Here is a 12,048-nt window from a genome sequence, read left to right on the forward strand (position 1 = left end):
TCAACGCTCCCCCGTGATGATGCGGCGAATATAGGTGTTCAGGATCACCGCGAAGAGCAGGATGACGCCCAGGAAGACCCGGAAAAGCGAGCTTTCGACACCCGCGAAGAAGAGGCCTTGCTGCACGACCCCGAAGATCAGCGCGCCAAGCGCGGCGCCCACGACCGATCCATATCCCCCGGTCAGAAGCGCGCCACCAATGACCACCGCGATGATCGCCTCGAACTCTTTCAGCACGCCTCGGTCGGCGCCCGCAGAGCCAAACTCCATCACCTGACAGGTGGCGAAGACAGCCGCGCAGAACGCGGTGAACATAAACATCTGAATTTTCACCCGGTTCACGGGAACGCCGACATAGCGGGCGGCTTGCGCATCGCCACCAGCAGCAAAGACCCAGTTGCCAAACCGTGTGCGGGTCATCACGAAATGCCCGAAAATCACCAGGCCGATGGCCCAGACAATCAACATCGGCAGGCCATCGATCACAGGCTCGCCTGCCCGGTTGCCGCGCTCAAATGTGTCGATGAGGCCGATATCGGCCAGCCAGACGAAGATTGGCCCACCGATCTCGCCCCCAAAGAGCGACGCCAGCCAGTCACCTTCAGCTGCGTCGTCAATGCCGCCGATGATGGTGCGACGTTCGATGGTTTGGGGAAAGAAGATGGTGAAGCCGCGCAGGATGAAGAGCGCCGCAAGGGTCACGATGAAGCTTGGCAAGCCGGTCTTGATCACGATGTAGCCGTTCAGCGCCCCAATCGAGATGCAGATCGCGAAGGTGATCAAGATCGCCATCCACACAGGCCAACTCAGCGTGACCGAAAAGATCGCGATGGACATGCCGGCAAAACCGATCATCGAGCCGACCGAGAGATCAAACTCGCCCGCGATCATCAGCATACAGGCACCAACCGCGATAATCATGAACTGCGCCGAAACTGTGGACCAGTTCATGATGCCCTGGGCGTTGAACATGCCACTATCGGACGCGAATAGGATGAAGAAGGTGAAGACGGCGATGGTGCCGACGATCCCGCCCAATTCGGGCCGGATCAGCGCCCGGCGAATGCCTGACATTTCCTTAATGCGTTCGTCTTGCGTTGCCGCCTCAGACATATCTCTCCCTCCCAAGAAATCCCGATGGCCGGGAACAAAAAGGGCGCGGCAGCGCCTGACTGGCCGCCGCGCCCGGTCTTAACTAGCGCTCAGCGGAACTCGCCGGCGTATTCTTCGACCAATTCCAGCCCATCAGCGGTGATGAAACCGGGGCCCGAGTTGATGTTATTGCCCGGCAGCACGCCATAGCGGTGGTAGTTGGTCAGAACGACAACCGGCAGATAAGCCTGCAGGAAGGGCTGCTGATCGATGCCCCACTCGATGACGCCATCACGAATGCCTTGAACGATGTTGTCGCCCAGATCGAAGGTGCCGAAATAGATGTCCCCGGCCATACCGTTGGATTCCAGCGCCAGGATGGTCGGGTCGGCCGAGGTCGGCCCGAGGGTCAGGATGGCGTCGGTATCCGGGTTGCTGTTCAGATAGGCCAGGACCCGGTTCTGAATCTCCGACGGGTCGGTGCCGCTGTCGATCATCGAGTCGCCCAGATCGACGCCCAGACCATCGGCAAAGCCCTGGCAACGCTCGGCCACAACCGGGTTCGAGATCACATGGTTCACGCAGAGGAACGAGGTGACGCCGTCACGCGCCGCGCGCTGACCTGCGGCCAGGCCCGCGTCATATTCCGGCTGACCGACATACATCAGCGCGCCGACTTCCGCGGCCTGCTCCGGTGTGCCGGAGTTCATAATGATCACGTCAATGCCCGCATCCACGGCAGCCTGGATCGGCTCGCGCAGCACGTCGAAATCGGCAAGCGTCGTGATGATCCCATCGGGGCCGGAGGCGGTGGCCTGTTCAATGATCCGCGCCATATCGGCGATGTCGCCGCTGGTTGGGTTGCGATACTCAACCTCGACACCCATCTGATCGCCTGCCAGTGCCAGCGCGTTGCGGATCGTATTCCACCAGCTGTCGCTATCGGGGGCGTGGCTGACCAACACATAGCGTTCGCCCTCAGCGGCGGCCTGACCGGCCACCAAGACCGGCGCGGCGGCGACCAAAGCGGTCAGCGCGACGGTTTTCAAAAATGATTTCATGATTTCCTCCCAATTTATCCCGCCGGCGGACACGGGTTTTGCGGTCTCTCTCCGCCTTGGGCAAATCGTAACCACGAATCGAGTCAATTTGCAACCGGTTGCAAAAATCTTTGACCTAAGCCATGTTGATTTTGCGGGTTTCGCCTGAAATGAGGCGCGGAACCGCATTGCAAACGGATCGCGATCAAGGATGGCTGTCACCCTCAAAGATGTTGCTGAACGCGCCGGTGTGTCCCGCTCTGCGGTCTCGCGTACCTTTACCGAAGGGGCGTCCGTCTCGGAGAAGACGCGCCGGAAGGTGGAAAAGGCCGCTGACGAGTTGGGCTACAGCCCCAATGCGCTCGCCTCCAGTTTGACGACCGGGCGGACCAAGCTGATCGGGCTGGTCTCCAACAACTTCCACAACCCGATCTTCCTAGAGGTTTTTGATCTCTTCACGCGGGGGTTGCAAGAGCGGGGTTTGAGGCCGCTCTTGGTCAATCTGAGTGATGAGATCGACCCGGCCAATTCGGTCCGGATGCTGCGGCAGTATTCTGTAGACGGGGTGATCGTGGCGTCCTCGACGCTACCGCCCAGCTTTTCCAAGGCGTTCCGCGACGCTGGCGTGCCGGTGGTGCATTCCTTTGGCCGCCGGTCGAGCACGCCAGAGGTGCATGTGGTGGGCATCGACAACCAGGAATGCGGGCGGATGGCGGGGCGAACCTTAATCGATCGCGGCTATACCCGCGTGGCGTTTCTGGGCGGGCCTGAGCGCGCCACGTCGACGCAAGATCGGTTTGCCGGGTTCATGGATGTGATGCGCGCGAATCCCGAAATTGAGGTGAGCCACAGTTTCGCGTCGGACTATTCCTTCGATGCGGGCCGTGTGGAGATGACGAAACAGCTGATGACTGACCCGGCGCAGGCCTATTTCTGCGGCGATGATGTTTTGTCGATTGGGGCGTTGAGCGCCGTTGAGGATGCTGGCCTGTCGGTTCCGGGCGATGTCGGGCTGATCGGATTGAACGATATGGAGATGGCGCGGTGGGAGAATATCGATCTCACCACCATCCGGCAGCCGATCCCCGAGATCATCAATTCCTCGATTGATCTGGTGGTGGCGACCGTGGACAGGCCCGATCGCACACCGGAGGCGCGGCTCTTTCCCTGCGAGATCGTTGAGCGCGGGACGCTACGGCCCCTGACCTGACGGCTTTGCTACCGAAACATGGGCGGGCGCGCATCGACCCATGCACCCTCTGCCTTGCCGCTTTCGGCCACGGCAAAGACCGCGGCCATGGAGCGCAATCCGTCGGCGGCGCGCGGATAGAGGTCTGCGGCCGGGTCCATCGGCCGCCCTTCTTTTCCCGCACGAATGGCTTCCGCCAAGTCTTTGTAGATATTGGCGAATGCCAAAGGCATCCCTTCCGCATGGCCAATGGTGACGCGCGTCGTCCGGTCGGCCTCCGGGCTCAAGCCCGCTTCGCCGCGTTCGATGATCTGAAGACGTTCGCCCAATGGCATATAGTAAAGCTGGTTCGGCTGTTCCTGCGACCATCTCAGCCCGCCAGTTTCGCCGAAGACTTGGATGCCAAGCCCATGTTGCCGCCCAATCGCGACCGAGGAGGTCCAGAGCCGCCCAACCGTGCCGCCGGACATGCGGAAATTCACCATCGCGTCGTCTTCCAACACACGGCTTTCAATGGCTGACACCGTATCAGCGCTGAGCCGGTCGACCTCTTGGCCGGTGACGAAGCTGGCCATATGCATCGCGTGGATGCCGCAATCGGCAAATTGGGCCGAGACCCCGGCCTGCGCCGGATCATAGCGCCAACGAACGCGGGGGTTGTCTGCATCAGCGGCATCCGCGTGATGGCCATGGGCGAACTCGGCGACAACCAGGCGGATATTGCCCAGATCGCCGCGCGCGATCATCGCTTTCATATGGCGCACGAGGGAATAGCCAGAATACCCGTAGTTCACCGCGCAGATCTTGCCGGTCGATTGAGAGAGGCGCACAATCTCTTCGCCTTCCTCGACCGTCATCGTCATCGGTTTTTCGCAGAGGACGTGGAAACCGCCCTCCAAGAAGGCTTTGGTGATCTCGAAATGGGTCGCGTTGGGCGTCGCAACGGTCACCAGATCGACCCGATCGGGCCGTGCCATTTCACCCGCCAACATCTCGCGCCAATCGCCGTAAGACCGATCCGCGGCCAGCCCAAGCGTTTGCCCATATGCCCGGCCAGCATCTGGCCGATGGTCCAAAGCACCTGCCGTGAACGCGAACTCGCCATCCAACCCCGCGCCCAAGCGATGCGCAGGCCCGATTTGGCTGCCTTCGCCGCCGCCGATCATGCCCCAGGTGAGTTTTGCCATGGTCGGTATCCTTTGATCAAAAGCCGATGGAAGAGAGGTATTCCCGATTGGCGCGCGCATCGCCAATCGGATCGGGGTCAAGCAGCGGGTCGCAATCCTGTTCCACTGTGCACCAGCCCTCAAACCCGGCGTCGAGCAGAACCTGCCGGACGGCGGGGAAATCCACATTACCCTGGCCCAGATTGCAGAAAATGCCTTGGCCGCAGGCGTCGTAAAACCCAGTGCGCTTGGCGATAACGTCGGCTTTCACAACCGGATCTATATCTTTGAAATGCATATATGAAATCCGATCCATGTGGCGTTTCATAAAGGCCACGGGATCAAAGCCGGCATAAGAATGATGCCCGGTGTCGAAGCAGATTTTCAGAATGCTCTCATCCACTTCATCCAGGAGGCGCTCCAGCTCCGGCTCGAAATCCATGAAGCCTGCCGCATGAGCATGGATGCCAACTGTCAAACCATAGTCTTCGGCCCCCATTTTCGCGATCGTGGCGATCCGGTCGCGATAAGCGGCCCATTCGGCGGCGTCCATCTGCTCGGCCTCATCGGCCCGACCGGCTGTGGGCGCGCGGCGTGGCGAGATCGAGTCGATTAGCACCAAGTGTTCCGCGCCATGCGCAGTCAGCGCTTTGCAGGTGCGCACCGCGCCATCCATCACATCTTCCCAAGCGTCGGGATCATGGAAGGCCCGGAATACCACGCCGCCAATCAACTCCAGGTCATGTTCGGCCAGCGCCTCGGCCAAAATCGCGGGGTCCTCGGGCATGAAACCCACCGGGCCCAGTTCGATGCCTTTATAGCCCGCGGCGGCGCAGTCTTTCAGAACCGATTGCCAGGTAGGGTTGCGCGGGTCATCCGCGAATTCCACACCCCAGGAACAGGGCGCATTGCCAATGCGTATCGTCATGTCCGTACCTTTTCAGACAGAGGAGAGAGGGAGCCAGCGTCTCGCCTCGGACGAGGCAATGGCGGCGGTCACGATGCGGTTAACCTCCATCCCGTCGCGGAATGTTGGCCAGACCGGTTGGCCGGTCTCAATGGCGGTCAAGAAATCCTTCGCCTCGATGATGATCTGGTCTTGATAGCCGGTGCCATGGCCCGGACCCTGGCAGAACGGCAGATAGTCGGGATGGGCCGGGCCAGTCAGGATCTTGGTGAAGCCGCGTGTGGCCTCAGGGCCTTCGGCGCGATAGAGCCAGAGCGCATTCTGGTCCTCTTGATCGAAGCGGATCGCGCCTTTTGTGCCCGTGATTTCATAGGTATAGCCCATCTTTCGCCCCGTCGCGATGCGGCTGAAATACATGTGCCCCATGACGCCGCTTTCAAACCGGCACATGAGCTGCGCATGGTCATCATTGGTCACTTCTGCAGGGCCGCCCGCGCCGCGCCGCGTCTTATGCACCGTCTCGACCTCGCCCATGACCTCTGCAATCGGGCCGATCAGGGCCAGCGCGGCGTTGATCATATGCGGGGCCAGATCGCCCATCGTGCCGTTCGCCATACCAGAAGTGCGCCAATTGGCTGGCAGATCGGGGTCGGCCAGGAAATCTTCGGTATGCTCGCCGCGGAACCAGGTCAGATCGCCAAGCGCGCCCTCGGCGATCAGTTGCCGGGCGAATTGCGTGGCGGGGGTGCGGACATAGTTGAAGCCCACCATATTGGTGACACCCGCAGCTTCGGCAGCGGCCACCATGGCGCGGCTGTCATCAAGGGAGGCCCCCAGAGGTTTTTCGCAAAGCACCGGTTTGCCCAGAGCAAATGCGGCTTCGGCGATCTGCCGATGCATGGATTGCGGCGCGGCGATCACGATGGCCTCAACCGCCGGATCGTTGACCAAGACCGGCCAATCATCGGTGGCCCGGGCAAAACCATAGGCCTGTCGGTATCTTTCGGCGCTTTCCGGCGAGGTCGCGCAGACCATCTCTAGCCGGGGCCGAAGGGTGGTGTTGAAGACCGCCCCGACAGAGGCCATCGCCACAGCATGGGCTTTGCCCATATAGCCGCCGCCGACAATTCCGATCCCCTTTCCGTCATGGGCCATGCCTTTTTTGAAATACGGTTTGCAACCGGTTGCAAAACTAGTATCTTCAGATTCGACGCGACGCAATGGCCAAAAGACAGGGCCGCTCGTCGGACCCCTATGATGACACCCGGGAGGAGAGATGAGCGCCAGCCCCAAAACGGTTCGTTTGACTATGGCTCAGGCTATTGTGCGGTATTTGTCGGCACAATTCATCGAGATTGATGGGGTGAAGACCCGGGTCTGTGGCGGTGGCTTCGGCATTTTCGGCCATGGCAACGTGCCATGTCTGGGGGAGGCGCTCTATGGGGTGCAGGATATTCTACCGCTTTACCGGGGGCAGAATGAGCAGAGCATGGGGTTCGCGGCGGCGGCCTATGCGAAGTATCACCTGCGGCGGCGGTTCATGTTTTGCACCGCAAGCGCCGGGCCGGGCACGGCAAACTTGTTGACCGCGGCGGCGCTGGCCCATGCCAACCGTTTGCCGATGCTGATGCTCTGCGGCGATACGTTTATCACCCGCTTGCCGGACCCGGTGCTGCAGCAGTTGGAGCATTTCGGCAACCCGACGCTTGGGGTGAATGATGCGTTCAAAGCGGTCAGCCGGTATTGGGATCGGATCAGCCATCCGGCGCAGATCATCCAGTCGTTGCCGGCGGCTCTTGCCACAATGCTGGATCCCGCCGATTGCGGCCCGGCCTTCCTTGGGCTGCCGCAGGATGTGCAAGGCTGGGCCTATGACTACCCAGAAGATTTCTTTGCCGAAAGAACACACCGTATTCGCCGCGTCGCGCCTGACGCCGGTGAGGTGGCGGAGGCAGCGGCGGTCTTGAAGGCCGCCAAACGTCCGATGATCATCGCAGGCGGCGGGGTGCAGTATTCCGGCGCGGTGGCGGAACTGACCGCGTTTGCCGAGACGCATCAGATCCCGGTGGTTGAAAGCATCGCGGGGCGGGCGAATATGCTGGCCACCCATGATCTGAACATCGGCCCGATTGGCGTGACGGGCTCCGACAGCGCCAATACGATTGCCGAGCAGGCGGATGTGATCCTTTCGGTCGGATGCCGGATGCAGGACTTCACGACAGGATCCTGGACCGCCTTTGCCCATGACGCGAAACTGGTGTCGCTGAATGTCGGGCGGCATGATGCGGGCAAGCATATGTCGCTGCCGATGGTCGGGGACGCAAAGCTCGGGCTTTTGACGCTTGGCGCAGCGATGCACGGCTACACCGCGCCCGAAAACTGGACCGCCAGCGCCCGCGCAGAGCGCGCGAAATGGGATGCCTATGTGGCGGAGAATGTCACACCTGGAAACCGGCCCAACTCTTATGCACAAGCGATAGGCGTAGTGAACGATCTCTGCGATCCACGCGACCGTATTGTGGCGGCGGCAGGTGGGTTGCCTGCCGAGGTGACCGCCAATTGGCGCACCCTGGATATCGGGACGGTCGATGTGGAATTCGGTTTCTCCTGCATGGGGTATGAGATCGCGGGCGGGTGGGGCGCGCGGATTGCCCAATCGGAGGCGGAGCCTGAGCAAGACACCATCGTTTTCACCGGTGACGGCTCTTATCTCCTAATGAACTCCGACATCTATTCTTCGGTTCTGACAGGGAAAAAACTGATCATCCTCGTCCTCGACAACGGCGGCTTCGCGGTGATCAACAAGCTGCAGAACAACACCGGGAACGAGAGTTTCAACAACCTGATTGCCGATTGCCCAACGGTGCCCGAGCCATTCGCGGTGGATTTCGAAGCCCATGCGGCAGCGATGGGCGCCCATGCCGAAACGGTCGCCAACCCGGTCGAGCTGGCGGAGGCCTTCAAACGCGCCAAAGCGGCGGAGAAGACCGCCGTCATCGTGATGAAGGTCGATGCCTATGACGGCTGGACCACGGAGGGCCATGCCTGGTGGGAAGTGGGCACGCCGGAAGTGTCGGACAGCGCCAAGGTGCGGGCGGCCCATGAAGACTGGGAATCCACCCGGCCCAAACAGCGCAAAGGGATCTAAGCCCATGTTGAGTGTCACCGCAGAGACCGCTGATCCGGCCACGATTGTGGCGGAGTTGCTCCATGGCGGCGGCGCGGTGCGGATCGCCGGGCTGTTCTCCGACGCGCAGATTGCCGAAGCGCGCGCGATCATTATGGCGGAATCCGCAGTCGACGCGCAGAAAGTCACGCATTTCCAAGGGGCTGCGGAGGAAAGCGGCCAATTGAACTTGCAGCGGCGCGTCTGGAACCTGCTGGCCAAGGGCGAGGTGTTTTCGCAGATGGCGGCGCATCCGGTGCTGATGGTCGTTTTGCGTCAGTTTCTGGGCAGCGAATTCATCATGGGCTCCATCGCCGCAAACCGGATCTTGCCGGGCGGGCCGGGGCAGGAGCCGCATGTGGATTACCCGTATTGGGATTTTCATACGCCGGAGACGCATCCCATTGGCCTGAATGCCAGCTTTCCGATGAACGCGCAGGTGTCGATCCTCCTCGACCCGTTCACAGAGGAAAGCGGTGCGACCGCCTATCTGCCGGGCAGTCAGCGCGCGCTGCGCTATCCGGCCGAGGCGGACGGGTTCTTTGATCGCTGCGAGCGGATGCTGGGCGACCCGGGCGATGTGGTGATTTTCTATGGAGCGGTCTGGCATTGCGCGATGCCAAACACCGCCGATCATGATCGCAACGCGGTTCTGACCCAATACCTGCCCAAATGGGTGAAGCCGATGGAGGATATGCCCGCGGCCCTACCCGCAGAGTTTGTGGCGGCGGCCAGCCCAGATCTGCGGCAGCTTCTTGGGCTGAATTACCCCTATCCCGAAGTGCTGGACGCGGCCATGGCGGGTAATACCGAGGGGCGGGTGTGATGGACCTTTCCGGCAATAGCTTTGTGATCATCGGTCGCGCCGGTATGGATTTCTACCCCGACCCGCCGGGCACCAAAACCGAAGAGGCTGCGCGCTTTGTGTCCTGTCTTGGCGGGTCGTCGGCGAATATCGGGGTGGCCATCACCAAACAAGGTGGCAAGGCGGCGCTAGTCACCCGGGTGTCCGACGACGCGATTGGTCGCTTCGCGGTCAATGAGTTGGAGAAATATGGGATCGATCATGCCCATGTGCGCCCGGTGGGCGGCGAGGCGCGCACCTCTCTGGCCGTGGTCGAAACCCGGATCGAGGACCACCAATCGGTCATCTACCGCAATGGCGCTGCCGATTTCGAGATGACGACGAGCGACGTGGACGCGGTTGATTACGCAGCCTATTCTGCGCTGATCACCACCGGAACCGTGTTTGCGGCGGAGCCCTCTCGCAGCGCGACATTTCACGCTTTCGATTTGGCCAAAGCCGCCGGGCTCCCACTGATTTTCGACATTGATTATCGGCCGTATTCGTGGCCCTCGGCGGAGGTGGCGGCGGATGTCTATTCCCGCGCCGGGGCCATGTGCGACGTGATTATCGGCAATGATGTGGAGTTCGGCTTCATGGCGGGGGACTACGACAAAGGACTCGAAAAGCCCGGTCGCTTGTGGCCGACGGCGCGCAGATCGTCGTTTATAAAATGGGCGAAAAGGGCGCGGTCACCATCACGCCTGAGCGCGAATTCCGTACCGGGATCTACCCTGCCAATGCGCTGAAACCCACCGGCGCGGGGGACAGCTTCATGGGTGGGTTTATCGCCGCGCTGGCCGCCGGGCGCGATGTGGAAGACGCCGTGCTGCGCGGCTCGGCCTCCGCCGCGATTGTCGTCTCGCGCGTCGGTTGCGCGCCCGCCATGCCCACCACCGAAGAATTGGAGGCATTCCTCGCCTCCCATGCCGGGCCGACAGCGGCCTGAAAGGACCCAGAAACATGCATATCCCGCCCTTTGACAATCAGAACAGACCCATCGTCGATGTGGATCATGATCTGGTGCCGCTGAACTATTTCAACATTGTGAAGCTCAAGGCCGGGGAGCATTTCGATTATGCGGTGCCGGGTTATGAAACCTGTGTGGTTCCCGCAACCGGGACCGTGACGGTTGAGGTGGCGGGCGAGACTTATCGCGATATTGGCAATCGCACGGTGGATGTCTGGGATGGCGAGCCGGAGGGCGTCTATGTTCCGACCGGTGAGGGCACGCGGATCACCTGCCAAACAGATGCCGCCGAGGTGTTCATTGCCGGTGCGAAATACGATGAGGTTCTGGAAGCCTTTCGCTGTGCGCGAGGCGGAGCTGGATTTGGTCCAATACGGCTCTGACGACACCAAAACTCATCGTAAAATCAAACACATCCTGGGCGCGGCGTATCACGACCGGGTGGGGCGGCTTTTGGTTTCCGAGCTTTATACCGTGGGGCAGGGCGGTTGGTCCGGCTTCCCGAGCCACAAACATGACACCGACCGTCTGCCCGATGAGACGCGCCATGACGAGACCTATAACTTCCGGTTCAAACCGAATTACGGCTCGGGCATGCAGATGTTGCAGCGCGTCGATAACGAGCCAGGCGATGCCTATCACATCGTCGATGGGTCCACGATTCTGATCGATAAGGGGTATCACCCCTGCGCCGTGCTACCCGGCTATGAGATGTATTATTTCACCATTCTGGGCGGGCTGAGCCAACGCAGCTTGAAGCAGTATTTTCAGCCGACCCATGAGGCGCAGCTTCATACCATTCCCGGCATCATGGATATGGTGGCCAAGTTCAAATGACGCTTGTGACCTTGTCAGAGGTTGTGCAACCCGCGCTCAAGGGCGGCTATGCGGTGGCTGGCTTGGTCTGTCTGGGCTGGGAAGATATGCGCGCCTATGTGGCGGCGGCGGAAGCGGAGCGGGCACCGGTGATTTTGCAGGCCGGGCCAAGCTGCCGGGAGCATACTCCGCTGCCGGTTTTGGGGATGATGTTCAGGTATCTGGCTGACAGTGTCGATGTCCCCATCGTGGCGCATCTGGACCATGGATACACGCTCGAAGAGTGCCGAGAGGCGATCGAGTCTGGGTTCTCTTCTGTCATGTTTGATGGGTCTCGGAAGACCCTGACTGAGAATATTGCCGAGACCGCCGCGATTGCCGAAATGGCGCATGCGGCAGGCGTATCTTGCGAGGGCGAGATCGGCTTTGTCGGTTATTCCGGAGGCGAGATGTCAGCAGGCACCGACCCAAGCGAGGCGGCGCAGTTTGCCCGCGAAACGGGGGTCGACGCTATGGCGATCTCGGTCGGCAATGTGCATTTGCAACAAGATCGGGAAGGCGGTTTGGACGAGCCCCGCATCCGGGCGATTGAGGCGCTGACCGAGGTGCCCTTGGTGATCCATGGCGGATCGGGCGTGCCTTTGGCGCAGCGTGAGGCGCTGGCCGCCGGTTCCAGCATCTGCAAATTCAATATCGGGACGGAATTGCGCATGGCCTTTGGTGCCGCGCTGCACCAAGCGGTCACCGCAGATCCAGATCGGTTTGATCGGGTGCAGATTTTGAAAGAGACACATGATCCGGTGATGGACGCCGCGCGTGTGGCGATCCGGGCCGTTGGGGCCAGCGGGCGAGGGTAGA

9 protein-coding genes and 2 pseudogenes are annotated in these 12,048 nt (G+C 61.1%); 6 read left to right on the plus strand and 5 right to left on the minus strand.

The genetic code is table 11. The features are described from left to right. Together QTA57_RS10585 and QTA57_RS10590 are read right to left on the minus strand one after the other, a co-directional pair. On the minus strand, positions 1-1,113 hold the full coding sequence (locus QTA57_RS10585; RefSeq protein ID WP_145216792.1) for an ABC transporter permease: 1,113 nt from the start codon (positions 1,111-1,113) through the stop codon (positions 1-3). A gap of 89 nt (positions 1,114-1,202) precedes the next feature. Then, a complete protein-coding gene (locus QTA57_RS10590) occupies positions 1,203-2,153 on the minus strand; it encodes a sugar ABC transporter substrate-binding protein (RefSeq protein ID WP_145216795.1) in 951 nt (316 codons plus the stop codon). 190 nt (positions 2,154-2,343) lie between these two features. Between QTA57_RS10590 and QTA57_RS10595 the strand changes: the two genes are divergently transcribed. After that, positions 2,344-3,342, plus strand: coding sequence for a LacI family DNA-binding transcriptional regulator (locus QTA57_RS10595; protein ID WP_290151394.1), 999 nt, complete (start codon positions 2,344-2,346; stop codon positions 3,340-3,342). A gap of 8 nt (positions 3,343-3,350) precedes the next feature. On the opposite strand, the gene QTA57_RS10600 is transcribed toward QTA57_RS10595, so the two are convergent. The 3 genes from QTA57_RS10600 to QTA57_RS10610 are packed head-to-tail and all read right to left on the minus strand — an operon-like array spanning position 3,351 to position 6,549. Further along, positions 3,351-4,508, minus strand: a complete 1,158-nt coding sequence (locus tag QTA57_RS10600) for a Gfo/Idh/MocA family protein (protein ID WP_290151395.1) — start codon at positions 4,506-4,508, stop codon at positions 3,351-3,353. A gap of 16 nt (positions 4,509-4,524) precedes the next feature. Continuing rightward, entirely contained in the window at positions 4,525-5,415 is an 891-nt protein-coding gene (locus QTA57_RS10605) for a TIM barrel protein (RefSeq protein WP_290151396.1), read from the minus strand. Between the two features lie 12 nt (positions 5,416-5,427). Continuing rightward, the gene (locus QTA57_RS10610) at positions 5,428-6,549 is read right to left on the minus strand and encodes a Gfo/Idh/MocA family protein (protein WP_290151397.1); all 1,122 of its coding nucleotides are present in this window, start codon (positions 6,547-6,549) and stop codon (positions 5,428-5,430) included. Positions 6,550-6,670: 121 nt separating this feature from the next. Between QTA57_RS10610 and iolD the strand changes: the two genes are divergently transcribed. From iolD to QTA57_RS10635, 5 genes and pseudogenes are all read left to right on the plus strand, one after another. After that, positions 6,671-8,542: a 3D-(3,5/4)-trihydroxycyclohexane-1,2-dione acylhydrolase (decyclizing) gene (iolD, locus tag QTA57_RS10615; RefSeq protein WP_290151398.1), complete on the plus strand. Its 1,872-nt coding sequence runs from the start codon at positions 6,671-6,673 to the stop codon at positions 8,540-8,542. 4 nt (positions 8,543-8,546) lie between these two features. Further along, entirely contained in the window at positions 8,547-9,386 is an 840-nt protein-coding gene (locus QTA57_RS10620; RefSeq protein ID WP_290151399.1) for a phytanoyl-CoA dioxygenase family protein, read from the plus strand. Further along, a pseudogene (gene iolC, locus QTA57_RS10625) lies at positions 9,386-10,353 on the plus strand (5-dehydro-2-deoxygluconokinase). Before QTA57_RS10620 ends, iolC begins: the two are co-directional and overlap by 1 nt. A 14-nt stretch (positions 10,354-10,367) precedes the next feature. Next, a pseudogene (locus QTA57_RS10630) lies at positions 10,368-11,211 on the plus strand (5-deoxy-glucuronate isomerase). Continuing rightward, positions 11,208-12,047 carry a class II fructose-bisphosphate aldolase gene (locus QTA57_RS10635; protein ID WP_290151400.1) on the plus strand — a complete coding sequence of 280 codons (840 nt, stop codon included), beginning with the start codon at positions 11,208-11,210 and terminating at the stop codon, positions 12,045-12,047. Before QTA57_RS10630 ends, QTA57_RS10635 begins: the two are co-directional and overlap by 4 nt. The last annotated feature ends 1 nt before the right edge of the window (position 12,048 follow it).

The sequence above is a fragment of the Fontisubflavum oceani genome, assembly GCF_030407165.1.
In the GTDB taxonomy this organism is placed as follows: Bacteria; Pseudomonadota; Alphaproteobacteria; order Rhodobacterales; family Rhodobacteraceae; genus Rhodophyticola; species Rhodophyticola oceani.

What these genes read in the sequence shown, in the direction of transcription:
- QTA57_RS10620 (WP_290151399.1), top strand. Translation starts at nt 8,547, where the DNA reads ATGTTGAGTGTCACCGCAGAGACCGCTGATCCGGCCACGATTGTGGCG.
- QTA57_RS10635 (WP_290151400.1), top strand. Translation starts at nt 11,208, where the DNA reads ATGACGCTTGTGACCTTGTCAGAGGTTGTGCAACCCGCGCTCAAGGGC.
- QTA57_RS10605 (WP_290151396.1), bottom strand. Translation starts at nt 5,415, where the DNA reads ATGACGATACGCATTGGCAATGCGCCCTGTTCCTGGGGTGTGGAATTC.
- QTA57_RS10610 (WP_290151397.1), bottom strand. Translation starts at nt 6,549, where the DNA reads ATGGCCCATGACGGAAAGGGGATCGGAATTGTCGGCGGCGGCTATATG.
- QTA57_RS10600 (WP_290151395.1), bottom strand. Translation starts at nt 4,508, where the DNA reads ATGGCAAAACTCACCTGGGGCATGATCGGCGGCGGCGAAGGCAGCCAA.
- QTA57_RS10595 (WP_290151394.1), top strand. Translation starts at nt 2,344, where the DNA reads ATGGCTGTCACCCTCAAAGATGTTGCTGAACGCGCCGGTGTGTCCCGC.
- QTA57_RS10590 (WP_145216795.1), bottom strand. Translation starts at nt 2,153, where the DNA reads ATGAAATCATTTTTGAAAACCGTCGCGCTGACCGCTTTGGTCGCCGCC.
- QTA57_RS10585 (WP_145216792.1), bottom strand. Translation starts at nt 1,113, where the DNA reads ATGTCTGAGGCGGCAACGCAAGACGAACGCATTAAGGAAATGTCAGGC.
- iolD (WP_290151398.1), top strand. Translation starts at nt 6,671, where the DNA reads ATGAGCGCCAGCCCCAAAACGGTTCGTTTGACTATGGCTCAGGCTATT.